This window comes from Mesorhizobium sp. CNPSo 4670 (assembly GCF_057784235.1).
Map to the genome: position 1 here is coordinate 113,664 of NZ_JBWJFQ010000019.1, position 22,357 is coordinate 136,020.

Here is a 22,357-nt window from a genome sequence, read left to right on the forward strand (position 1 = left end):
CATCGGTGAACAGAAAGGGCGCCCTCCGATGACCTACATGCGTTGCGGAGCAGGAAGCGTGCCAGCGTCGTTAACACTTGTTCACGGGTCGGGGCCGTTAAGGTTAACAACTGGTTGACGTTGCAGCGAAGCGGCCCCTATGGCACACAAAAACCACTCCAGAAGCGGTCGTTTCGCGACGATCGGCAGCACTTCAGTTAAGAGTTTTAGGGGGAGCAGGGGGCTCGACCGGCCGTTCAAGGGAAACCTTGAGCGGCTTTTTTTTGATTCGCGATGAGGCGATTCGCCGTTTGCGGTTCGTTCGGGGGTGATCTAGATGCTCGAACCCGAATCCCTGCTTGAGTGCAATTTCATATGAGCGAACCGGAAGGCCCCTCGGAAATCGACCCGATCGAGGACGGACCCGAACAGCGGCGCGAGCCGGTGTTCAATCTGCCGCCTGCCGTCCTTTCGGTGATGGGCATATGCGCGGTCGTCTACTTGTTGCAGCAGTACGTGCTGACGCAGGAACAACAATTGACGCTGCTCTACGACGGGGCCTTCATCCCTGCTCTCTACACCGGGCAATACGGCTTCGACTGGTTCCTTTTCACTCGCCCGTTCACCTACGCTTTCCTGCATGGCAGCTTTGCCCATATTGCCATCAACATGGTCTGGCTCGCCGCTTTCGGTTCGCCATTGGCAAATCGCCTGGGGACGCTTCGGTTCGCGCTGTTCTTTGCCGTGACCGGGCTGGCTTCGGTTGCGCTTTTCTGGGCCATCCATCCGTACGGAGAAGCGCCGCTGGTCGGGGCATCGGGCGCAATTTCCGGCATGATGGGCGCTGCCGCGCGTTTCGGCTTCCACACCCAGCGCTCGTCGGCCGGCAAGGCTGCCTTCGCCGGCCCCGTGCTGCCAATCGCCATCGTCCTACGCTCGCGCGGCGTCGTGATCTTCCTTGCCGTGTGGATGATCATCAACCTCGCCACCGGCCTTCTCGGCTTTGCCCTCGGAATTGACGGCCAGATCGCCTGGGAGGCCCATATTGGCGGCTTTGTCGCCGGCTTCTTCGGCCTGCGCTGGTTCGACCGACGATGGCAGGTGCCTGAATGGGACACCACCGACCGGCGCACTTGAAATGCAACCGATGACGGCGCACCATGTTCACTCTTATGTGAAAGCCGGTCAGGGCAGGAACCGGCAGGCAAAAGCAGAGGAGGACGCCATGACGGTTAAGGCAATTCTCGAGAAAAAAGGCCATGACGTGTTGACGCTCGGGCCGAACGAAAAGCTGAGCGAAGCCATCCGCATCCTGGCCGAACACAAGATTGGCGCGCTGGTCATCACCAATGGCGATCGCAAGATCGTCGGTATTCTTTCAGAGCGCGACATCGTGCGGGTGGTCGCCAGGGAAGGTGGAGCCGCGCTCGATATCGCGGTGCGCTCGGCGATGACGCCGAAGGTGAAGATCTGTAATGAGAACCACACCGTCAACGAGGTGATGGAGATCATGACCAAGGGCCGCTTCCGCCATCTGCCGGTGGAAAAGGACGGTATGCTCGATGGCATCGTGTCCATCGGCGACGTGGTCAAGCGCCGTATCGAGGACGTCGAGCGCGAGGCCGACGAGATCAGGGCCTACATCGCCACCGCTTGAGCGGTGAACGGAAACCGCCGGCCGGCGAACCGTCCGGCGGAGCCGCGGTCTAGCTGTGGTCGATCCCGCGCGGGTTCGAAGCGGCTGAAAAGCCCAGGCTGTGGCTTTACGCTTGTCTCTTTTGGCTGTTTGCACTAGCGAATGACTTCCACGTTCGACGTGAAACTCACGTTCAAATGTGAGTTCAGTCACCGCAATTCGCAGGCCATCATGACCCTCATCGACACCCGTACCCCCGATGCAAAACGCCTGATCCCCGGCGCCACCGGCGACTGGGAGATCATCATCGGGCTCGAGGTCCACGCTCAGATCACCTCGGAGGCAAAGCTGTTTTCCGGCGCCTCGACCGCATTCGGTGCAGCGCCCAACGCCAATGTCAGCCTCGTCGATGCGGCCATGCCGGGCATGCTGCCTGTCATCAACGAGGAATGCGTCAAGCAGGCGATCCGCACCGGCCTTGGCCTGAAGGCGCAGATCAACCACAAGTCCGTCTTCGACCGGAAGAACTACTTCTATCCGGATCTGCCACAGGGCTATCAGATCTCGCAGTTCAAGCAGCCAATTGTCGGCGAGGGCACCGTGATCGTCTCGGTCGGTCCGGATCGTCAGGGCGAGTTCGAGGACATCGAGGTCGGCATCGAGCGCCTGCACCTGGAGCAGGATGCCGGCAAGTCGATGCACGACCAGCATCCGACCATGTCCTATGTCGACCTCAACCGCTCCGGCGTGGCGCTGATGGAGATCGTCTCCAAGCCGGACATGCGCTCGGCCGATGAAGCCAAGGCCTATGTCACCAAGCTGCGCACCATCGTGCGCTATCTCGGCACCTGCGACGGCAACATGGATGAAGGCTCGATGCGCGCCGACGTCAACGTTTCGGTGCGCAAGCCGGGCGGCGAGTTCGGCACGCGCTGCGAGATCAAGAACGTCAACTCGATCCGCTTCATCGGCCAGGCCATCGATTATGAGGCACGCCGGCAGATCGCCATTCTGGAGGATGGCGGCAAGATTGATCAGGAAACGCGGCTGTTCGACGCCGTCAAGGGCGAGACGCGCTCGATGCGCACCAAGGAAGAGGCGCACGACTACCGCTATTTCCCCGATCCCGACCTTTTGCCGCTGGAATTCGATCAGGCCTATGTCGACGCGCTGGCTGGGAAATTGCCGGAATTGCCGGACGACAAGAAGGCGCGGCTGATCGCTTCGCTCGGCCTGTCGACCTATGACGCGTCGATCCTGGTCTCGGAAAAGCCGATCGCCGACTATTTCGAGAAGGTGGCCGCCGGCCGCGACGGCAAGCTTGCCGCCAACTGGGTCATCAACGACCTGCTCGGGCAATTGAACAAGGCCGGCAAGGATATTGAAAACGCTCCGGTTTCGCCCGATCAGCTCGGCGCGGTCATCGATCTGATCAAGGATGGCACCATTTCCGGCAAGATCGCCAAGGACCTGTTCGAGATTGTCTGGAACGAGGGTGGCGATCCGCGCCAGCTGGTCGAAAGCCGTGGCATGAAGCAGGTCACCGACACAGGCGCCATCGAGAAGGCAGTCGACGAGGTGATCGCCGCCAATCCGGACAAGGTCGAACAGGCCCGCGCCAAGCCGAGCATGGCCGGCTGGTTCGTCGGCCAGGTGATGAAGGCGACCGGCGGCAAGGCTAACCCGCAAGCCGTCAACGACCTCGTCAAGGCCAAGCTCGGCATTGCGGATCAATGAGCGGAGACGCGAAGCCCGGCAACCCGGCAAGCGTCTCGTCGGCCCTTTTGATTGCCGGCGCCGCGCTGCTTTTTGTCGGCACCTCGCTGCATCCGATGCATGAAGACCCGAATGACGCGCTTGCCGCCTTCGGTGAATATGCCGCCGACCACATCTGGTTGTTCAGCCACATGGCACAGCTTGCCGGCGTCCTGTCGATGGTCGCCGGCCTGGTGCTGATCCTTGGCCGTCTGTCCGACGGCCCGCTTCGCGGCTGGGCTCTTCTGACGATCCTGTTCGGCGCGGCGTCGCTGGCGGCGGCCGCTGCCTTGCAGGCCGTCGACGGCATTGCGCTGAAAGCGGTAATCAATGCCTGGGCAATGGCCGATGCGGCGACAAAGCCATCGTTGTTCAGCGCCGCCTTCGCCGTGCGTCAGATCGAAGTCGGTTTTGCCGCGATCAGCGCCATGCTGCTCGGCTTGACGGTTCTGCTCGCCAATGTCGCCCTGCGTCAGGCCAGCCGCTGTCCGTCGTGGCTGTCGTTGCTCGGCGGTGTCGGCGCCGTGGGTGTCCTGGTCGGCGGTTTCGCGACCGGGGCAACCGGTTTCTCCGGCACCGCCATGGCGGCCAACATGCCGGGCAGCATGGTGCTTCTGGTCTGGGTGGTGCTGCTTGCCGTGGCCGACTTCCGGCGCAAGCCGGTCGCAACATAGGCGGGAGAGAACCATGTTCGTTCGCACCGCCGGGGAACGCGACCTTGCCGCAGTGCGTGGGCTGCTGGTCGAGACCTGGCATGCGACCTATGACGCAATCTACGGCGCTGCCAAGGTGACCGAGATCACCAACGACTGGCACTCGATTTCCTCGTTGCGTTCGCAGTTGACGCGGCCGAACTCGGAATTCCTGGTAGCCGATGATGGCAAGCGCATCGGCGGCATGGCATTTGCCGAAGGCGTCGAAGTGATCATGCTCAGGCAGCTCTACGTGCTGCCCAGCCTGCAGGGGCGAGGCGTCGGCGGCATGCTGCTCGATGAGGTCATCGAAAGCTTCCCAGAGGCCCGCGCCATCCGCCTGGAGGTGGAGGAACAGAACATCCGAGCCATCGCCTTCTACGAGGCAAACGGCTTCGTGCCATCCGCCGATGTCGGCGAACATACCGGGGCCTTCGGATATCCGACGCGCGTCTACATCAGGGCTCTTACCGGCTGACCGCTACCTGCCGGCGTATCTCGATCACCTTCGCGCGAGCACCACGACGAAGCTCTGTTTTCGTTTGACGGCTTGAAAGTCCCGCAGCAAAGCTCCTTCAGCTGACCCTGCCGGAAGCAACAGACAGACGCGTGTGTTGGGCGGCGTTGGGGAGATTTTCATGCCGAGCTTACCGGAACTGATGCCGACACAGGTGTCGGACGAAACCTTTGGCGGCGTCACTTATCATATCGCCGGCGAACTGGTGCCCGTGCTTTCGGTCGATGTGACGCGCATGCCGGTCTATTTCGAGCATCACATCCTGCTGTGGAAGAACTCGACCATCAACATTGGCCTGAAATCGCTGAAGGGTGCGCTGAAGCGCATGATGGCCGGCATGCAGATCTTCGTCACCGAAGCGTCCGGAGCAGGGATCATTGCCTTCAGCCGCGATGGGCCTGGCCATATCGTGCCGATCCATCTCAGGCGTGGCGAGGAGATCCAGGTGCGCGAGCACCAGTTTCTCGCCGCCACCGGCAACGTCGAGTACACTTTCGAGCGCGTGCGCGGCCTGGCGACGATGCTGTTTGGCCAGAGTGGCTTCTTCATCGACCGCTTTCGCGGCGATGCCGGCGATGGCATCGTCTGGCTGCACGGCTACGGCAACGTCTTCGAGAAAACGCTCGCCGCCGGCGAAACAATCGACATCGAGCCCGGCGGCTGGCTGTTCAAGGATGTCTCGGTCAGGATGGAGACCAAGATCGATCGCCTGTCGAGCGGCTTCTTCGGCGCCAGCATGAACTTCATCGTCAACCGCTTCACCGGGCCGGGCCGGGTCGGCATCCAGTCGATGTATCTTCACATGCCGACCGAGGAATAGGCGGCGATCAGATGGTTCGCGATCTTCGCAGGTTCGCCGGCATGGCTCCGGCCCAGGAGTCGGGCCGACCTGCGCTGACATCACGCTCCACCGGCATTGCTGGCCGTCATCGGTTCACCATACGGCCATGCGTCATCTCGGCGTTTGCTGCGCCGGCTCACGACGGATATGCAGGAACATGACCAAACTGTCCCGCATTGCAGCGCTGGTGCTGCTCGCCATCATCATTTTCTCAACTCTGTCGCCGATCCAGATGCGGCCACACATAGCCGAGGCGAACGTTGAGCGCGCCTTGGCTTATGTGCTCCTGGGCTTCGTCCTGGCGCTGGGCTTCCCCAACCGTCTGTATCAAGCTGCTATCTTCGTGGTTGTGACCGCCGGCGTCCTGGAACTGCTTCAGATCATTGATCCCGGTCGCCACGCGCAGTTTGCCGATGCAGTTGTGAAGGCATCAGCCGGAATTATTGGGATCTTTGTGGGGCAACTGTTCGTCAGGACCGGCGGACGAATGCGAGAGAGGTAGGCGCGCGGCAGCAAACCGCCGCGCTAGAGCAATTCCAGGAAAAGTGTGAAACGGTTTTCCGTCCGGAATTGCGTCAAAACAAAGAGTTAGAGCCGTTCGCCGTTTCCGTGAAACGGTGAACTGCTCTAGGTGGAGCGAACGTCCACATTGTCGATCAGCCTCGTCTTGCCGAGCCAGGCGGCCGCAAGCACGCGCCCTTCACGATCGCGACGCCATGGCGCGAGCGTCAGGCTTTCACGGGCCTCGACATAGTCGACCTTGCGGAAGCCGGCTGCGACCAGGGCACGGCTGGCCTCGGCGGTTGCGTCGCCTTTGTCGGCACCTGCCGTCAAAGCTACCGCCGTGTCGCGCAATATCACATTGAGTTGGCGGGCGACCTTGAGTTCGGCTTCAGTGAGATAGGCGTTGCGTGACGACATGGCGAGACCATGCGCGTCGCGTATCGTTGGTGCGCCGATGATCTCGACCGGCAGGTCGAGGTCGCGGCAGAGCTGCCTGACGACGCACAGCTGCTGGTAGTCCTTCTCGCCAAAGATCGCGCAGTCAGGCGTTGCCTGCAGGAAGAGCTTTGCCACGACGGTGGCGACACCGTCGAGAAACGTCGGCCGAAAGTCCGATTCGAGCCCGGCCGAGGGGCCGCCGACAGAGATTTTGGTGGCAAAGCCAGCGGGATACATCTCGCCAACTGTCGGTGTGAAGGCAAGGTCGGCCTTGGCCACCTTCAACCGGTCGAGGTCGTGGGCGAGCTGGCGCGGGTACTTGTCGAGGTCTTCCGTCGGCGCGAACTGCGTCGGATTAACGAAGATCGACACGACGCAGCGATCGGCTTTTTCGAGTGCGATCCTGACCAGCGAGATGTGCCCGTCATGCAGCGCGCCCATGGTCGGCACCATTGCGACACTGAGGCCGTCGCGTCGCCAGCCGTGGATCTGCGAGCGCAGTGCGGCAACGCTGTCGACGACGACGGGCCGGCTCATGCGTCATCCCCGTGCTTTGTCGCCGAAAAGACATGGCCGGGGCCTGGAAATGTCCGGCTGCGCACCTCCGCCGCGTAGCGTTCGGCGGCATGCGAGATGACGCTGCGCAAATCGGCATATTCCTTGACGAACTTAGGCACCCGGTCGACGGTCAACCCGACCATGTCGTCAATGACCAGGATCTGGCCGTCGCAGTCGCCGCTGGCGCCGATGCCGATGGTTGGAATGGTGATGCGGCGGGTGATGTCGGCGGCAACGGTCTCGACCGTGCCTTCGATGACCACCGAGAACGCCCCGGCGCTTTCGACCGCGAGTGCGTCGCGAACCAAAGCCGCAACGGCCGCCTTGGTGCGCCCTTTGATCTTGTAGCCGCCGTCTTTCTCGACAGATTGCGGCTGCAGGCCGATATGTCCCATGACCGGAATGCCGGCAGCAACGATTGCGGCGATCTGCCGGGCCATATCGACGCCGCCTTCCAGCTTGACCGCCTGGCAGCCGGTTTCGTCGACCATCCGCCGCGCCGAAGCGACGGCTTGCGCCGCCGAATCCTCATAAGTGCCGGCCGGCATGTCGAGGACGACACAAGCCTTGGCCGCGCCGCGCATCACCGCTTGCCCGTGCGCGATCATCATCTCGAGCGAGGCACCCAGTGTCGTCTCGTGGCCGTGCAGCACCATGGCGACGCTGTCGCCGACCAGGAGCAGGTCGACATGGTCGTCGAGCAAGCGGGCGATGGGATAGGTGTAAGCGGTGAGGCAGACAATCGGTGTGCCGCCCTTGTGGCGGCGAATCGTGTCGGCGCTGATACGAATGTCGGTGGTCGGTATTTCCGCGCCCAATCGTCACCTCCGTCGGCCTGCCGCTGGTTGGATACCGGCTTGGGCGCGCAAAGCTTTAGAAAGACCGCAAAGGCTTGGCAAGCGTGCATCTTGCGGTCGAGAGGATCACGGGCTTGTGTCGGGTTCCCGGCAAGCCATTTGCGTCCTCCCTGCGGCAAAACCCTTGCCTTCCCGAAGGCCTGACGCCATAAGCAGGAAACGGGCGCTGCCGGCGCGAGGGTTCTGAGATGAAGACTTTCCTTACGCAGTTTTTCACCTGGTGGAACAGCCAGACGCTGGGAACGCGCCTGCACACTTGGCGGTATGGCAAGAAGGTCGGCCAGGACGAGACGGGCAATGTCTACTACGAAGGCGGCATCGATTCGGAAGGCCGCACGCGCCGCTGGGTCATCTACCGCAACTATTCCGAAGCCTCCGCAATACCGCCCGGCTGGCATGGCTGGATGCATCACCGTGTCGATGTCGCGCCGGCCAGCGAGACCTACCAGCCGCGCGATTGGCAGAAGCCGCATCAGCCCAATCTAACGGGCACCCCGACGGCCTACCGCCCGAAAGGCTCGGTGCTGACCAATCAGCATCGCCCTCAGGTCACCGGCGACTACGACGCCTGGACACCCGGGTCGTAACGGGTGGGTGCGGGCCGATCCTTTATCGCCACAATTGGTGTTTAGCTGCTTGCTGATCAGAAAACGGCGACTAGCCTTGGCGATCGACAGAATCACCCGGGCGCGAACCACCGGTACCCCTAGATGAGCTTTTCCAACCGAATATCGACGGGCGGCCTTGCGCTAGCCGCCAGTCTTGCCGTCAGCACCGCTGCCTTTGCCGCTTCGCCTGAACCGGCACCCGCTGCACCGGCGCCGGCGGCGCCCGCAGGATCGGACCGGGTGACCAATCCCATCGCCGAGTTTGCCGGCATCGACAAGATCACCGGCCGCATCATCACCTTCGATGTCTATATCGACGAGACGGTGCAGTTCGGTGCTTTGCAGGTGACGCCGCGCGTCTGCTATTCGCGGCCGCAGACCGAAGAGCCGAAGACCGATTCCTTCGTCGAGGTCGACGAGATCACACTCGACCGAAAGATCCGCCGCATCTTCACCGGCTGGATGTTTGCCGAGAGCCCTGGCCTCAACGCCGTCGAGCATGCGGTCTATGACGTATGGCTAAAGGAGTGCAAGCAGAAGTCGGATGTGCCGGCGCCCGACGCCGCCAAGGCGGACGCGACCAAAGCCGACGCGTCGAAGCCTGCAGCGGCCAAGCCGAATCCTGCCGCCACTCCGGACGTGGTACAGCCCGATGCCACGGACCCGGCTATCACGGAACCGGATACCACGGAACCGGATACCACCGAAGCCAATTGATCCTCTGGAACCGTCGTGGCCACCATGCGTTTGACCACGGACGACCGCGCATTCATGCGCATGGAGGATAATCCGATGTCAGACAGCAAGCGGATCACCGCCGGCAAGGCGGAATTGCTCGAACTCGAAAAAGGGTTCTGGACGGGTGACGCGGCCTACTACGCGGCCAATGCCGACACCGAATGCCTGGTGGCGTTTCCGCAGATGGCACAGGCCATGGACAATGCCGATCTCGCCAAGACCGCAACCAAGCCCAACCGTTGGCGCGATCTCGACATCGAGCTCAAGGGAATAATTGAGCCGGGCAGCGACATCGTCATGCTAACCTACGAGGCGCATGCGACGCGTGAGAACGGCGAACCCTACGCGGCGCTGGTCAGTACCGGCTACGTCCATCGCGTCAACGGCTGGAAGATGATGTTCCATTCGCAGACGCCGCTGCAAGCCGCGGCCGGGAAGTAAGAGGCCGGATCGTCAGGGATAGAATACGGCCTCGCCCTTCAGCGCGTCGGCCAGCATTTTCTCGTACTTGCCGCGCGGCACGTCGACCGCGCCGAAGCGCTTGAGGTGCTCTGTGGTGAACTGCGTATCAAGCAGAGCGAAGCCGCGCGCCTTCAACCGCTCGACGAGATAATAAAGGCAGGTCTTGGACGCGTCCGTCTCCCTGGCGAACATGCTTTCGCCAAAGAACACCCGGCCAAGGGATACGCCGTAGAGGCCGCCAACCAGCCGGTCCTCGTGCCATGCCTCGACCGAATGACAATGCCCTATCCGGTGCAACTGGACATAGGCTTCGCGGATCGGCGCATTGATCCAGGTTGAGCGGCGCTCCTCGCGCCTTTCGGCGCAGCCGTCGATCGTCGCCTCGAAATCGAAATCGAAACGGATGTCGAAAGGATGCTTCTTGATCGTTTTCCTGAGGCTTTTCGGCGTGTGAAAACCATCAAGCGGGATGATGCCGCGCGTTTCCGGCCGCACCCAGAACACCTCCGGGTCGCTGGCACTTTCGGCCATCGGGAACACGCCCGAGGCGTACGCCTTGAGCAAAAGGTCGGTCGGGATGCGATAGCCGGGCGCGAAGGGGCGGGTCATCGCGTCCCCGGACTACTCTTCCTTGGCCAGATATTTTTCCAGCCAGTGGATGTCGTAGTCGCCATTGGCGATGTCGGCATTGCCGACGAGATCGCGAAACAGCGGCAACGTCGTCTTGATGCCGTCGACAACGAATTCATCCAGCGCGCGGCGCAGCCGCATCATGCACTCGACGCGGTTGCGCCCATGCACGATCAGCTTGCCGATCAGGCTGTCGTAGTAAGGCGGGATCTTGTAGCCGGAATAGACGCCGGAATCGACGCGGATGCCGAGACCGCCCGGCGTATGGAAGTGGGTGATCGTGCCGGGCGAGGGGGTGAAGGTGCGCGGATCCTCGGCGTTGATACGGCATTCGATGGCGTGGCCGTTGAACTTGATGTCTTCCTGCTTGACCGAAAGTCCGCCGCCCGACGCCACGCGGATCTGCTCATGCACGAGGTCGATGCCGGTGATCGCTTCGGTGACCGGATGCTCGACCTGCAGGCGCGTGTTCATCTCGATGAAATAGAACTCGCCATTCTCGTAGAGGAACTCGATCGTGCCTGCACCGGAATAGCCGAGGTCGGCGATCGCCTTGGCGCAGACGCCGCCGATGCGCGCGCGCTCCTCGGCATTGAGGGCCGGCGAGGGCGCCTCTTCCCAGACCTTCTGATGGCGGCGCTGCAGCGAACAATCGCGCTCGCCGAAATGCACGCCGCGGCCAAAACCGTCACCGAACACCTGCACCTCGATGTGGCGCGGCTTTTCCAGGTACTTCTCGATGTAAACCGCATCGTCGCCGAAGGCGGCACCGGCCTCCGAGCGCGCCGTCTGCAGGGCGACCTCGAGGTCGGCTTCGGTATGCGCCACCTTCATGCCGCGTCCGCCGCCGCCGGCCGACGCCTTGATGATCACGGGATAGCCGATCTCGCCGGCAACGCGCTTGGCCTCTTTTTCATCGGTGACCGCACCATCCGAACCGGGCACCACCGGAATGCCGAGCCGTTTTGCGGTGCGCTTGGCCTCGATCTTGTCGCCCATGATGCGGATATGGTCGCCGGACGGGCCGATGAAGGTGATGTTGTGGGCGGCCAGGATGTCCGCGAACTTGGCGTTTTCCGACAGGAAGCCATAGCCCGGATGCACGGCATCTGCGCCAGTGATTTCGCAGGCGGCGACGATCTGATGGATGTTGAGGTAGCTGTCGCGCGACGGCGGCGGCCCGATGCAGACGCTTTCGTCGGCGAGCCGAACATGCATGGCGTCGGCGTCGGCGGTCGAATGAACCACCACCGTCTGGATGCCGAGTTCCTTGCAGGCGCGCAGCACCCGAAGCGCGATTTCGCCGCGATTGGCGATGAGGATCTTCTGGAACATCCGGCCCGCTCTACTCGATCACGACGAGCGGCATGCCGTATTCGACCGGCGTCGCATCCTCGAACAGGATCGCCGTCACCGTGCCGGAGCGCGGCGAAGGAATCTGGTTCATCGTCTTCATCGCCTCGATGATCAGCAGCGTCTGGCCTTCCTTGACCTTTTGGCCGACTTCGATGAACGCCTTCGCGTCGGGCGATGGCGCCAGATAGGCGGTGCCGACCATCGGCGAGGTGATCGCGTTCTTCGCCACGTCGACCGCTGCCGGGGCTGCCGCGGCAATGGGCTGGGCGGATGACGGCGCATAGGCCGGCTGCGGTGCCGCGATCGCGTGCACGCCCGGGGCCTGCCGCGAGACACGCACCTTCAGGTCGCCCAGTTCAACCTCGATCTCGGTGAGGTTGGTGTCGTTCAGTATGCCCGCCAGATCGCGGATCAGCTGCTGGTCAACACCGGTCTTCTTTATCGACATTTTCGAGCCTTCTGTTTGTTGGCCGGTCATAGGCGTGCGGCCAGCGCCTGCAGGGCCAGCGTGTAGCCGAGCGGCCCAAAGCCACAGATCATGCCGACGGCAACCGGCGCGACCATGGACACGTGGCGGAATGGTTCCCGCGCATGGATGTTGGAAAGATGGACTTCAGCGACGGGCAGCGGCGCGATGGCGCGGATGGCGTCGTGGATAGCGATCGAGGTGTGGCTGTAGGCGCCTGGATTGATGACGATGCCGGCGGCCTTGTCGCCAGCTTCCTGAATCCACTCGACAAGGTCGCCCTCGTGATTCGACTGGCGGAAATCGATCTCGAGCCCAAGTGCAGTGCCGGCCTGTTTGCAGTCCTCGGCGATCGCGGCAAGCGTCTTGCCGCCATAGATGCCCGGCTCGCGCTTGCCGAGCGCGTTGAGATTGGGACCGTTCAGGACGAAAACCGTTTTCAAAAAAGCCGACCTTTCCCGGCGCCGACATCAAGCCGGCGCGCTGGGCCCTCTATAATGGGCATAGACGCCTGCGAAAAGAGCGCAAGTGTGTTCTTTCACTGTCCACAACGCGCGGAATGTGACCGTGAGAATGCGCTCGTGAGCAAGATCAGAGCGCGGCTTTCGCCGCCTCGATCTTTTCGGCCAGCACTTCCTGTCCAAGCGCCCCGAACACGACCTCGTTGCCGACCACATAGGACGGCGTTCCGGTGATCGCCAGCTTGTTGGCAAGATCGTAGGTCTTGGAGAAGGCCTCGTTGATCGACGGGTCCTTCATCTTCTCGCGCAGCGTCGCCTCGTCGGCGCCGAGCGAAAGCGCGATCTTGATCGCCGCCGCCTCGGTGGCGCGTCCCTGGCCGCCGAGCAGTGCGTTGTGGAACTCGCCATACTTTTCCGGCTTCATCAGGTGGAACGCCATCGAAACCACGCTCGCCTTCTGCGAATCCGGTCCGAGGATCGGGAATTCCTTGAGCACGAAGCGCAGGTCCGGATCGGACTTGGTCAGCGCCCGCATGTCGTCGATGGCTCGTTTGCAGAAGCCGCAATTGTAGTCGTAGAACTCGACGATGGTGACCTTGCCGTTCGGGTTGCCGACGACGCCGTCGAAGGCCGAGTTGAAGATCTGGTCCTTGGCATCCTTGATGACACCCATATGGGCGATGCGCTGCTCTTCCTTCTGCTTGGCTTCGAGCGCGTCCTGAACCTCCAGAAGCACTTCCGGGTTCTTCAACAGATAGTCGCGGATGATGCCTTCGACCTCGGTCCGGTCGATCTTGGTGTCGGCCTCTGCCGTCTGGGCCGGCTGCGCCGTACCGGCCTTGGCAATCTGTGGGTTTCCGGCCACGAATCCGAAAGCCAGCATGGCCAGGGCGGCCACGGCCCCCGTGGTGCCCAGCAGCAGTGCCTTTTTCATCGTTCCTGTTCCTTCTACCTGATTTTCCGGCCCGGTTCGTCTGACTGTGTCGCGGCGTGCCGCCGGAAGGTTCACTTGATCTTGGTCGATGGTGCGTAGTTTATGATGTCCTGGGCGCGAAGCCAGCGCGGTTCGCCGCGCTTCATCTGCTGCTGTGCCCGCATGGCGAAGATCTTAGCATCCTTATAGTTGCCGGAATAGAAATGACCTTCGGCGGTGGCAAGTTCTGCGCCCGGTATGTCTCCCAGTTCGCCATAGGCCTGCGCAAGGTAGCGGTAACCGGCGGCATTTTCCTTGTCTCGCTGCAGACCATTGTTGATCTGCACGACGGCTTTCTTGAGGGATTCAGGCGTACCGACGGCCATCAGCGCCTGGCCAAGGGAGACAGGCAGCAACCCCGACCGCGCCGGGTCGAGGCTGACCGCCTTGGCATAGGCATCCGCGGCCTCCTTGGGCTTGTTCGCCTTCATCAGGATGTCGCCGCGCAGTTCCTGGAAATATGCATTCTTCGGCTGCGCCTTGATCAGTGCATTGGTCTTGGCGAGCGCGGTCGCTATGTTGCCGAACAGGTACGTCGACTCGGCATCGCCATATTGTGCGGCAAGGCTGCCGGGCATCTTGCGCATCAGCCGCGCCAACCCCGCCTGGCCTTCCATATAGACGGCGATCTTCATGCGCATCATGTCGTGCCGCTGCTGCAGCGCCGGCGGGTCGACCTTGTCGACATTGGGGCTCTGTTTCACCAGCACTTCGAGATTGGCGATGCGGTCCTGCGGCATCGGATGGCTGATCCGGTAGGGATCGACCTGGGCGCCCGACAGCGACAGCGCCGTCTGGAAACGGTGGAACGTCTTCAGCATGCCCATGCCGGACTGCCCGGTGGCGTTGAGATAGGTGATCGCCGAGCGGTCGGCGGTTATCTCCTCGGTGCGCTGATAGGCGAGGATGCTTCGCTGCGCCATCTCGCCGCCGCCAGCCGCCATGCCCATGCCGGCGCCGGCAAGGCCGCGGCTGTTGGTGGTGGCACCGGCGACCATGGCGCCGGCCCCTAGCAATGTGGCGATGATGGCCATCGTCTTGGCACGTTCGAGCTGTTCGCGCAGCTTCTGCTGGTGGCCGCCGGCGATATGGCCGGCTTCGTGGGCAATGACGCCGATGATCTCGTTGGGTGTCTCGGCCGTCATCAGCGCGCCGGTGTTGATGAACAGCCGGCGCCCGGTGACGAAGGCGTTGAAACTCTGGTCGTTGACCAGCACGATGTCGATGCCGTCGTTCGCCAGTCCTGCCGCCTTGAAGATCGGCCGCGCATAGTCGCGCACCAGCGCCTCGATCTCTGCGTCGCGGACCACAGGCACGTTCTGGGCGAAGGCGCTGACCGAATCCGCCAACGCGACGGCAACGCCAAGCGAAAGCGTCGCAAAGACGCGCGCTGTCCGGGCAATCGTCGATCTGGGTCGGCTCAACATGATGGTTCCACTGGTAGACGAGCGGGCGAAAGATGAAAAGTCGGCGCCGGAAACTTCCTCAACTTGTGATCCTCACATCAATCGGGCATTTGTGCGGCGCATGCGCCCGAGTTTGGCGCCTTCAACCATCGGGAATACTGGTTAAATGGTCGTTTCGCTCTCACGTCGTGGCAATGTCGAGCCCTTCCACGCCATGGACATTCTGGCCGAGGCAAACCGCCTGAAGGCCCAGGGTGTGCCGGTTGTTTCCATGGCCGTCGGCCAGCCCTCCGACCCGGCGCCGATCGGCGTTCGCGCGGCCGCGGCCAAGGCCTTGGAGGACGGACGTATCGGCTATACCGACACGCTCGGCCTCGCCGCGCTGCGCAAGGCGATTGGCGAACACTACGCCGATCACTACGGCCTCGATATTCCGCCGAGCCGGATCGCGGTGACCACCGGATCGTCGGCCGCCTTCAACCTTGCCTTCCTGGCGATGTTCGATCCGGGCGACCGCGTCGCCATCGCCGCGCCCGGTTATCCCGCCTATCGCAACATCATGGCCGCGCTCGGCATCGATGTGGTTGAGATCGAACTCGGCGACGACGCCTACCTGCATGCCGGCCATCTGGAAACCGCGCATCGCGAAAAGCCGCTGAAGGGCGTGCTGTTTGCAAGTCCGGCCAATCCGACCGGCGCCGTCGTACCGGCCGATGAACTGGCGGCCCTGGTGAGGACGGCGCAGGAACTTGGCATCGCCGTAATATCAGACGAAATCTACCATCGGCTGGCCTATGCCGCCCCTGACACCACCGCACTTGCCTATGGCGGCGACGTGACGGTGATCAACTCGTTCTCGAAATATTACTGCATGACCGGCTGGCGCATCGGCTGGATGGTGTTGCCGCAAGAGCTGGTGCGGCCGGTCGAGCGCGTCGCCCAAAGCCTCTACATCTCGCCGCCGGAACTGTCACAGATCGCCGCGATCGAGGCGTTCAAGGCGACTGAGGAGCTGGAAGCGGTGAAAGGCCGCTACGCCTGGAATCGCGAGCTCTTGATGAAGCGCCTGCCAGAACTCGGCTTTCCGCTGGCGGCACCGATGGACGGCGCCTTCTATGCCTTTTGCGATGTCACCAGGCACACCAACGACAGCATGGCCTTCGCACGAAAGATGTTGGCGCAGGCGCATGTGGCGGCGACGCCGGGCCGCGACTTCGACACCCAGGCGGGGCACCGCACGATGCGTTTCTCCTATGCCGGCAGCCACGACGAGATGGTCGAGGCGATGGCGCGCATTGAACGCTGGTTGAGGTAGCACCATGCCGGAACTCGAACAGGCGCTGGCCGAAGTCGCCGCCGAAATGGCCGAACGCACCGATCGCGGCGCTGTTGCCACCTACATTCCGCAGCTCGGCAAGGTCGACCCCAAGAAGTTCGGCATTGCCGCCGTCACCAATGACGGCCGCGTGCTGATGGCGGGTGACGCCGATCAGGCCTTTTCGATCCAGAGCATCTCGAAAGTGTTCACCTTGACGCTGGCGCTCGGCAATGTCGGCGACGCATTGTGGCAGCGGGTCGGACGCGAGCCGTCGGGCAATCCGTTCAACTCGATCGTCCAGCTCGAGCATGAGAACGGTATTCCGCGCAATCCGTTCATCAATGCCGGCGCCATCGTCGTTTCCGACATCCTGCTTGCCGGCCACCAGCCGCGCGAGGCGATCGGCGAAATCCTGCGCTTCATCCAGTTCCTGGCCGACGACGAGACCATCATCATCGACCGCGAGGTCGCGGCCTCCGAACGCGCCACCGGTTATCGCAACTTCGCGCTTGCCAACTACATGAAATCCTTCGGCAATCTCAACCATGCGCCGGAGCTGGCGCTGGGTGTCTACTTCCACCACTGCGCCATCGCCATGAGCTGCAGGCAATTGGCGCTCGCCGGCCGCTTCCTCGCCAATGGCGGCAAGAACCCGGCGACCGGGCATTCCGTGGTGTCGGCCGAACGGGCGCGGCGCATCGGCGCCATGATGCTGACCTGCGGCCATTATGACGGATCGGGCGACTTCGCCTTCCGCGTCGGCATTCCCGGCAAGAGCGGCGTCGGCGGCGGCATACTGGGCATCGTGCCGGGCGTAGCCTCGCTCGCCGTCTGGTCGCCCGGCCTCAACGCCAACGGCAATTCCAAGCTGGGCTCGATCGCGCTGGAAAAGCTGGCCAGGATGATGAACTGGTCGATCTTCGCGCCGTAGAGCTGTTGATCGTTTCACGGAAATATGCAGCTTTACTAATAAATTCCGCCACGCCCCGCCGGTAAACCTGTAAAATTGCCATAACTACAGTAACGCGTAGGGAACGACTGCAAATTGGTACCACCAGTCCTTGACCAAGACGGGTCCCCTGACGCAGTCTTGTGTTCTTAAACCCTGCCTGCTGCGAAAGAGAACGAGTCATGCCCATCGGACGCATCGGACAGGAAGTCATCGTCAATTCGACAGCACCGACCTATCAGTATTACCCTGCGATCACGACACTGGCCGACGGCCGCTTCGTCGCCACCTGGCATTCCTATGATGACGGCGACACCATCGGCACTTGCATCCGCGCCCGCATCTACAATGCTGACGGTTCAGCGTCCGGCAACGACTTCGTCGTCAACTCAACGACAGCATTCGATCAGTCTAGCCCCGCGATCACGGGGCTGGCTGATGGCCGCTTCGTGGCCACATAGTGTTCCGATGACTTTGGCGACGGCGATGGTACCTGCATCCGCGGCCGCGTCTACAATGCCGACGGTTCAGCGGCCGGCAGCGACTTCATCGTCAATTCGACGACAGCATTCGATCAGGTTACCCCCGCGATCACGGCGCTGGCCGATGGTCGCTTCGTGGCCACCTGGCAGTCCTATAACACCGTCAACGGATCCAGCGTTTGCATCCGCGGCCGCGTCTACAATGCCGACGGTTCAGCTGCCGGCAATGACTTCATCGTCAATTCGACGACAGCGGCCTATCAGTCTGGCCCGGCGATCACGGGGCTGGCCGATGGCCGCTTCGTGGCTACCTGGTATTCCCTTGACCCGGGCGACGGCGATGGCAGCTGCATCCGCGCCCGCCTGTACAACGCCGACGGCAGTGCGGCCGGCAACGACTTTATCGTCAACTCGACAGCAACGGGCTATGAGGGCCCTCCGGCGATCACGTCGCTGGCCGATGGCCGCTTCGTGATCACCTGGGATTATGGCAGCATCCGCGCCCAGATATTCGACCCGAACATCTTTGTCGGCACTGCCGCCGAGGACATCTGGCAAGGCAGCAATGTCTTCGCTGACCACATCAATGGCGGCGACGGCAACGACACGGTGTCGGGCCTTGGCGGCAATGATACGATCAGCGGCGATGCGGGCAACGACGTTCTCAACGGTGGTGCCGGCGCCGATACAATGAAAGGCGGCACCGGCAACGATACCTACTGGGTCGACAATGCCGGCGATCATGTCACTGAGGCCAATGGCGAGGGCACCGATACAGTCAACAGTACCGTGTCCTTCAATCTCTCCGGCCAGGAATTGGAGAATCTGACGCTGACGGGCACGGGTGATATCAACGGCACCGGCAACTCGATTGCCAACATCATGTCAGGCAATTCAGGCATCAACACGCTAATCGGGCTTGGCGGCAACGACACGTTGGATGGCAAGGGCGGCGCCGACACCATGCAAGGCGGCCTCGGCGACGACACCTACTACGTCGACAATGCCGGCGACCAGGTGATTGAGGTGAATGGCCAGGGCACCGATACGGTGAACAGCTCCATCACTTTCAATCTCTCCGGCCAGGAATTGGAAAATCTGACGCTGACGGGCACGGGTGATATCAACGGCACCGGCAATTCCTTCGCCAATGTCATCACCGGCAATTCCGGCTTCAACACGCTGATCGGCCTTGGCGGCAACGACACGCTGGATGGCAAGGAAGGTGCCGACACCATGCAAGGCGGGGCCGGCAACGACACCTACTTCGTCGACAATGCCGGCGATATCGTCAGTGAAAGCACGGCCGTCGCCAACGGCACCGATATCGTCAATGGCTATATCTCGATCAACCTTGGCGATGGCAACCACTTCACGGGCAACATCGAGAACGTGGCACTGCGGAGCGCGGCTTCGATCAACGCCACAGGCAACAGCCTGGCCAACACGCTGACCGGCAATTCCGGCAACAACGTACTGGACGGCAAAGGCGGCGCCGACACCATGAGCGGCGCACAGGGCAACGATACCTACTATGTCGACAATGCCGGCGATCACGTCAGTGAAAGCACGGCTGGCGCCAATGGCAACGATACCGTCAATGGCTTTATGTCGATCAACCTTGGCGACGGCAACCATTTCACGGGCAATATCGAGAACGTCGCGCTGCTCGGTGCAGCCTCGATCAACGCCACCGGCAACAGCCTGGCCAACACGCTGACCGGTAATTCCGGCAACAATCTGCTGGACGGCAAAGGTGGCGCCGACACCATGATCGGGGCTCAGGGCAATGATGGCTACTTCGTCGACAACGTCGGAGACCGCGTCAGTGAAAGCACAGTCGGCGCCAACGGCACCGACACCGTCAATGGCTACATCTCGATCAACCTTGGCGATGGCAACCACTTCACGGGCAACATCGAGAACGTCGCACTGCGCAGCGCGGCTTCGATCAACGCCACCGGCAACAGCCTGGCCAATACGCTGACCGGCAATTCCGGCAACAACGTACTGGACGGCAGGGGCGGCAACGACACGATGTCCGGCAGCACCGGCCAGGACATCTTCGTCTTCACCACGGCGTTCAATGCCTCGACCAATGTCGACCGCATCACCGACTTCTCGGTTGCCGATGACACCATCCGGGTCGATAACGCCATCTTTGCCGCGCTTGGCGGCAGCGGCACGCTGACGGCCGACCAGTTCATCAAGAACACCACCGGCCTTGCCGGTGACGGCAACGATCATATCATCTACGAGACCGACACCGGCTGGCTCTACTATGACAGCAATGGCAGTGCCGCTGGCGGCTCGACCCATTTCGCTACACTGGCCGCAAACCTCGCGCTGACCAACGCCGATTTCGTCGTGGTGTAAGGTGAGAAGTGCCACCAGTCCTTGACCAAGACGGGATACCTTGATTCCCCTTTTAGGTGCAGCCAATGCCATGCTGGCGGCTGGCCATTTCACACCCTGCCTGCAGCGAAAGAGAACGAGCCATGCCCATCGGACGCGTAGGACAGGAATTCATTGTCAATTCGACGGCAACGGACTATCAATTCGCTCCCGCGATCACGGCGCTGCCAGATGGCCGCTTCGTGACCGCTTGGGCATCCTTTGACACCGGCGACGGCGATGGCGGCTGCATCCGCGCCCGCGTGTACGACGCCAACGGCAGCGCCGCCGGCAGTGACTTCATCATCGAATCGACGTCAACGGCCTATCAATTCGCCCCTGCGATCAGTGCGCTGGCCGCTGGCCGATTCGTGGCCACATGGTATTCCGAAGACACTAGCGACGGCGATGGCAATTGCATCCGCGCTCGCGTCTACAATGCTAACGGCAGTGCAGCCGGCAACGACTTCATCGTCAATTCGACAGCAACGAACCATCAGGTCAACCCCGCGATCACGGCGCTGGCCGATGGCCGCTTTATAGCGGCCTGGGAGTCCTATGACACCGGCGATGGCTCTGGACACTGCATCCGCGCCCGCGTCTACAATGCCAACGGCAGTGCGGCTGGCGACGACTTCATCGTCAACACGACGACAATGAGCGATCAGACTAACCCTGCGATCACGGCACTGGCCGATGGCCGCTTCGTTGCCATCTGGCGGTCCTATGACCCTGGCGACGGTTCCTTGGAATGCATCCGCGCCCGAATCTACAATGCCAACGGCAGCGCCGCAGGGAGCGACTTCATAGTCAATTCGACGGCACCGAGCTCTCAGTATGATCCCGCGATCACAGCGCTCGCCGACGGCCGCTTCGTGGCCACCTGGGTCTCATCTGACCCTGGCGACGGCAGTAATCAATGCATCCGCGCCCGCGTCTACAGTGCCAACGGCAGTGCGGCCGGCAGCGACTTCATCGTCAATTCGACAACAACGGATAGTCAGATTGCTCCGGCCATCACGGCGCTGGCCGATGGCCGTCTCGTTGCAGTCTGGTGTTCTCTTGACGAAGGCGACGGAAGCTACGGCTGCATCCGTGCCCGCGTGTACAATGCCGACGGCGTGGCGGCCGGCAGCGACTTCATCGTCAATTCGACGGCAACCAGTGATCAGTACACCCCAGCGATCACGCCACTGGCCGATGGCCGCTTGGTGGTCACCTGGCAGTCTATAGACGCCGGTGACGGCAGCATCGACTGCATCCGTGCCCAGATCTTCGACCCTACCGTCTTCGTCGGCACCGCCGCCGATGACATCTGGCAAGGCAGCAATGTCTTTGCCGACCACATCAATGGCGGCGAAGCCAACGACACGCTGTCGGGTCTTGGCGGCAATGATACGATCAGCGGCGATGCCGGCGCCGATCTGATGAGCGGCGGCACCGGCGACGACACCTACTTCGTTGACGATTACGGAGACCATGTGGTCGAGGTGAATGGCCAGGGCATCGATACAGTCAACAGCACCGTGTCCTTCAACCTCTCGGGCCAGGAGTTGGAGAAACTGACGCTGATCGGCGCCCGCAATATCAATGGCACCGGCAACTCGATCGCCAATGTGATCACCGGCAACTCCGGCAACAACGTCATCGACGGGCTCGGCGGCGCCGATACGATGAGGGGAGCGCAAGGCAACGACACCTACATCGTCGACAATGCCGGGGATCATGTGATCGAGGCTAATGGTCAGGGCACCGATACGGTCAACAGCTCCATCTCTTTCAATCTCTCCGGCCAGGAACTGGAAAACCTGACGCTGACTGGATCGGCGAACATCAACGGCACCGGCAATTCCTTCGCCAATGTCATCACCGGCAATTCTGCCGTCAACACGCTGATCGGCCTTGACGGCAGCGATACGCTGGATGGCAAGGAGGGCGCCGATACGATGCAAGGCGGCATCGGCAACGACACCTACTTCGTCGACAATGCCGGCGATATAGTCAGTGAAAGCACCGCTGGCGCCAATGGCAACGATATCGTCAACAGCTACATCTCGATCAACCTCAGCGATGGCAACCACTTCACGGGCAACATCGAGAATGTCGCACTGCGCAGTGCGGCTTCGATCAACGCCACCGGCAACAGCCTGGCCAACGCGCTGACTGGCAATTCCGGCGTCAACACGCTGATCGGCCTTGGCGGCAACGATACGCTGGATGGCAAGGAAGGTGCCGACACCATGCAAGGCGGGGCCGGCAACGACGCCTACTTCGTCGACAATGCCGGCGATATCGTCAGTGAAAGCACGGCCGGCGCCAACGGCACCGATATCGTCA

Annotated in this window: 23 protein-coding genes; 15 read left to right on the forward strand and 8 right to left on the reverse strand. The window is 62.1% G+C overall.

Going from position 1 to position 22,357, the window contains the following annotated elements; genetic code table 11:
- Nucleotides 1–354: 354 nt before the first annotated feature.
- The 7 genes from AC0ZT5_RS27005 (at nt 355) to AC0ZT5_RS27035 (ending at nt 5,922) form a co-directional block, all read left to right on the forward strand.
- Entirely contained in the window at nt 355–1,116 is a 762-nt protein-coding gene (locus AC0ZT5_RS27005; RefSeq protein WP_488498916.1) for a rhomboid family intramembrane serine protease, read from the forward strand.
- A gap of 88 nt (nt 1,117–1,204) precedes the next feature.
- Entirely contained in the window at nt 1,205–1,636 is a 432-nt protein-coding gene (locus AC0ZT5_RS27010; protein WP_184870665.1) for a CBS domain-containing protein, read from the forward strand.
- Nucleotides 1,637–1,846: 210 nt separating this feature from the next.
- Nucleotides 1,847–3,352: an Asp-tRNA(Asn)/Glu-tRNA(Gln) amidotransferase subunit GatB gene (gene gatB / locus AC0ZT5_RS27015; protein WP_477287672.1), complete on the forward strand. Its 1,506-nt coding sequence runs from the start codon at nt 1,847–1,849 to the stop codon at nt 3,350–3,352.
- Nucleotides 3,349–4,044: a hypothetical protein gene (locus AC0ZT5_RS27020; protein ID WP_488498917.1), complete on the forward strand. Its 696-nt coding sequence runs from the start codon at nt 3,349–3,351 to the stop codon at nt 4,042–4,044. Before gatB ends, AC0ZT5_RS27020 begins: the two co-directional genes overlap by 4 nt.
- A 13-nt stretch (nt 4,045–4,057) precedes the next feature.
- On the forward strand, nt 4,058–4,540 hold the full coding sequence (locus AC0ZT5_RS27025; protein ID WP_488498918.1) for a GNAT family N-acetyltransferase: 483 nt from the start codon (nt 4,058–4,060) through the stop codon (nt 4,538–4,540).
- 160 nt (nt 4,541–4,700) lie between these two features.
- Nucleotides 4,701–5,399: an AIM24 family protein gene (locus tag AC0ZT5_RS27030; protein WP_488498919.1), complete on the forward strand. Its 699-nt coding sequence runs from the start codon at nt 4,701–4,703 to the stop codon at nt 5,397–5,399.
- A gap of 178 nt (nt 5,400–5,577) precedes the next feature.
- A complete protein-coding gene (locus tag AC0ZT5_RS27035) occupies nt 5,578–5,922 on the forward strand; it encodes a VanZ family protein (RefSeq protein WP_488498920.1) in 345 nt (114 codons plus the stop codon).
- Nucleotides 5,923–6,047: 125 nt separating this feature from the next.
- Here the strand turns inward: AC0ZT5_RS27035 and panC are convergent, their stop codons facing one another.
- A complete protein-coding gene (panC, locus tag AC0ZT5_RS27040) occupies nt 6,048–6,899 on the reverse strand; it encodes a pantoate--beta-alanine ligase (RefSeq protein WP_488498921.1) in 852 nt (283 codons plus the stop codon).
- Nucleotides 6,896–7,738 carry a 3-methyl-2-oxobutanoate hydroxymethyltransferase gene (gene panB, locus AC0ZT5_RS27045; RefSeq protein ID WP_488498922.1) on the reverse strand — a complete coding sequence of 281 codons (843 nt, stop codon included), beginning with the start codon at nt 7,736–7,738 and terminating at the stop codon, nt 6,896–6,898. Before panB ends, panC begins: the two co-directional genes overlap by 4 nt.
- Before the next feature lie 227 nt (nt 7,739–7,965).
- Here panB and AC0ZT5_RS27050 point away from each other — a divergent pair, with 227 nt between their 5' ends.
- From AC0ZT5_RS27050 to AC0ZT5_RS27060, 3 genes are all read left to right on the forward strand, one after another.
- Nucleotides 7,966–8,364, forward strand: coding sequence for an NADH:ubiquinone oxidoreductase subunit NDUFA12 (locus AC0ZT5_RS27050; protein WP_488498923.1), 399 nt, complete (start codon nt 7,966–7,968; stop codon nt 8,362–8,364).
- A 123-nt stretch (nt 8,365–8,487) separates the two neighbouring features.
- The gene (locus AC0ZT5_RS27055) at nt 8,488–9,102 is read left to right on the forward strand and encodes a DUF2155 domain-containing protein (RefSeq protein ID WP_488498924.1); all 615 of its coding nucleotides are present in this window, start codon (nt 8,488–8,490) and stop codon (nt 9,100–9,102) included.
- 75 nt (nt 9,103–9,177) lie between these two features.
- Nucleotides 9,178–9,564 (forward strand): hypothetical protein, encoded by a 387-nt coding sequence (locus AC0ZT5_RS27060; RefSeq protein WP_457153299.1) that lies wholly within the window; start codon nt 9,178–9,180, stop codon nt 9,562–9,564.
- Between the two features lie 12 nt (nt 9,565–9,576).
- Here the strand turns inward: AC0ZT5_RS27060 and aat are convergent, their stop codons facing one another.
- The 6 genes from aat to AC0ZT5_RS27090 form a co-directional block, all read right to left on the reverse strand.
- Entirely contained in the window at nt 9,577–10,194 is a 618-nt protein-coding gene (aat, locus tag AC0ZT5_RS27065) for a leucyl/phenylalanyl-tRNA--protein transferase (protein ID WP_477287652.1), read from the reverse strand.
- A gap of 12 nt (nt 10,195–10,206) precedes the next feature.
- A complete protein-coding gene (gene accC, locus AC0ZT5_RS27070) occupies nt 10,207–11,550 on the reverse strand; it encodes an acetyl-CoA carboxylase biotin carboxylase subunit (RefSeq protein ID WP_488498925.1) in 1,344 nt (447 codons plus the stop codon).
- Nucleotides 11,551–11,560: 10 nt separating this feature from the next.
- Nucleotides 11,561–12,019, reverse strand: coding sequence for an acetyl-CoA carboxylase biotin carboxyl carrier protein (gene accB / locus AC0ZT5_RS27075; RefSeq protein WP_488498926.1), 459 nt, complete (start codon nt 12,017–12,019; stop codon nt 11,561–11,563).
- Nucleotides 12,020–12,045: 26 nt separating this feature from the next.
- On the reverse strand, nt 12,046–12,480 hold the full coding sequence (gene aroQ, locus AC0ZT5_RS27080; RefSeq protein ID WP_488498927.1) for a type II 3-dehydroquinate dehydratase: 435 nt from the start codon (nt 12,478–12,480) through the stop codon (nt 12,046–12,048).
- Nucleotides 12,481–12,628: 148 nt separating this feature from the next.
- Nucleotides 12,629–13,432 carry a DsbA family protein gene (locus AC0ZT5_RS27085; protein ID WP_095090708.1) on the reverse strand — a complete coding sequence of 268 codons (804 nt, stop codon included), beginning with the start codon at nt 13,430–13,432 and terminating at the stop codon, nt 12,629–12,631.
- Nucleotides 13,433–13,503: 71 nt separating this feature from the next.
- Nucleotides 13,504–14,898 carry a M48 family metalloprotease gene (locus tag AC0ZT5_RS27090; RefSeq protein WP_488498928.1) on the reverse strand — a complete coding sequence of 465 codons (1,395 nt, stop codon included), beginning with the start codon at nt 14,896–14,898 and terminating at the stop codon, nt 13,504–13,506.
- Nucleotides 14,899–15,043: 145 nt separating this feature from the next.
- On the opposite strand from AC0ZT5_RS27090, the gene AC0ZT5_RS27095 reads away from it, so the two are divergent.
- From AC0ZT5_RS27095 to AC0ZT5_RS27115, 5 genes are all read left to right on the forward strand, one after another.
- Nucleotides 15,044–16,192, forward strand: coding sequence for a pyridoxal phosphate-dependent aminotransferase (locus tag AC0ZT5_RS27095; protein WP_488498929.1), 1,149 nt, complete (start codon nt 15,044–15,046; stop codon nt 16,190–16,192).
- Between the two features lie 4 nt (nt 16,193–16,196).
- Complete coding sequence (locus tag AC0ZT5_RS27100) at nt 16,197–17,126, forward strand: glutaminase (RefSeq protein ID WP_095090705.1); 930 nt, start codon at nt 16,197–16,199, stop codon at nt 17,124–17,126.
- 200 nt (nt 17,127–17,326) lie between these two features.
- Nucleotides 17,327–17,605, forward strand: a complete 279-nt coding sequence (locus AC0ZT5_RS27105; RefSeq protein WP_488498930.1) for a hypothetical protein — start codon at nt 17,327–17,329, stop codon at nt 17,603–17,605.
- Between the two features lie 156 nt (nt 17,606–17,761).
- Nucleotides 17,762–20,002 carry a beta strand repeat-containing protein gene (locus AC0ZT5_RS27110; RefSeq protein WP_488498931.1) on the forward strand — a complete coding sequence of 747 codons (2,241 nt, stop codon included), beginning with the start codon at nt 17,762–17,764 and terminating at the stop codon, nt 20,000–20,002.
- Between the two features lie 122 nt (nt 20,003–20,124).
- On the forward strand, nt 20,125–22,357 hold a 2,233-nt coding region (locus AC0ZT5_RS27115), incomplete at its 3' end, for an autotransporter outer membrane beta-barrel domain-containing protein (RefSeq protein ID WP_488498932.1).

What these genes read in the sequence shown, in the direction of transcription:
- AC0ZT5_RS27005 (WP_488498916.1), top strand. Translation starts at nt 355, where the DNA reads ATGAGCGAACCGGAAGGCCCCTCGGAAATCGACCCGATCGAGGACGGA.
- AC0ZT5_RS27010 (WP_184870665.1), top strand. Translation starts at nt 1,205, where the DNA reads ATGACGGTTAAGGCAATTCTCGAGAAAAAAGGCCATGACGTGTTGACG.
- gatB (WP_477287672.1), top strand. Translation starts at nt 1,847, where the DNA reads ATGACCCTCATCGACACCCGTACCCCCGATGCAAAACGCCTGATCCCC.
- AC0ZT5_RS27020 (WP_488498917.1), top strand. Translation starts at nt 3,349, where the DNA reads ATGAGCGGAGACGCGAAGCCCGGCAACCCGGCAAGCGTCTCGTCGGCC.
- AC0ZT5_RS27025 (WP_488498918.1), top strand. Translation starts at nt 4,058, where the DNA reads ATGTTCGTTCGCACCGCCGGGGAACGCGACCTTGCCGCAGTGCGTGGG.
- AC0ZT5_RS27030 (WP_488498919.1), top strand. Translation starts at nt 4,701, where the DNA reads ATGCCGAGCTTACCGGAACTGATGCCGACACAGGTGTCGGACGAAACC.
- AC0ZT5_RS27035 (WP_488498920.1), top strand. Translation starts at nt 5,578, where the DNA reads ATGACCAAACTGTCCCGCATTGCAGCGCTGGTGCTGCTCGCCATCATC.
- panC (WP_488498921.1), bottom strand. Translation starts at nt 6,899, where the DNA reads ATGAGCCGGCCCGTCGTCGTCGACAGCGTTGCCGCACTGCGCTCGCAG.
- AC0ZT5_RS27050 (WP_488498923.1), top strand. Translation starts at nt 7,966, where the DNA reads ATGAAGACTTTCCTTACGCAGTTTTTCACCTGGTGGAACAGCCAGACG.
- AC0ZT5_RS27055 (WP_488498924.1), top strand. Translation starts at nt 8,488, where the DNA reads ATGAGCTTTTCCAACCGAATATCGACGGGCGGCCTTGCGCTAGCCGCC.
- AC0ZT5_RS27060 (WP_457153299.1), top strand. Translation starts at nt 9,178, where the DNA reads ATGTCAGACAGCAAGCGGATCACCGCCGGCAAGGCGGAATTGCTCGAA.
- aat (WP_477287652.1), bottom strand. Translation starts at nt 10,194, where the DNA reads ATGACCCGCCCCTTCGCGCCCGGCTATCGCATCCCGACCGACCTTTTG.
- accC (WP_488498925.1), bottom strand. Translation starts at nt 11,550, where the DNA reads ATGTTCCAGAAGATCCTCATCGCCAATCGCGGCGAAATCGCGCTTCGG.
- accB (WP_488498926.1), bottom strand. Translation starts at nt 12,019, where the DNA reads ATGTCGATAAAGAAGACCGGTGTTGACCAGCAGCTGATCCGCGATCTG.
- AC0ZT5_RS27085 (WP_095090708.1), bottom strand. Translation starts at nt 13,432, where the DNA reads ATGAAAAAGGCACTGCTGCTGGGCACCACGGGGGCCGTGGCCGCCCTG.
- AC0ZT5_RS27090 (WP_488498928.1), bottom strand. Translation starts at nt 14,898, where the DNA reads ATGTTGAGCCGACCCAGATCGACGATTGCCCGGACAGCGCGCGTCTTT.
- AC0ZT5_RS27095 (WP_488498929.1), top strand. Translation starts at nt 15,044, where the DNA reads ATGGTCGTTTCGCTCTCACGTCGTGGCAATGTCGAGCCCTTCCACGCC.
- AC0ZT5_RS27100 (WP_095090705.1), top strand. Translation starts at nt 16,197, where the DNA reads ATGCCGGAACTCGAACAGGCGCTGGCCGAAGTCGCCGCCGAAATGGCC.
- AC0ZT5_RS27105 (WP_488498930.1), top strand. Translation starts at nt 17,327, where the DNA reads ATGCCCATCGGACGCATCGGACAGGAAGTCATCGTCAATTCGACAGCA.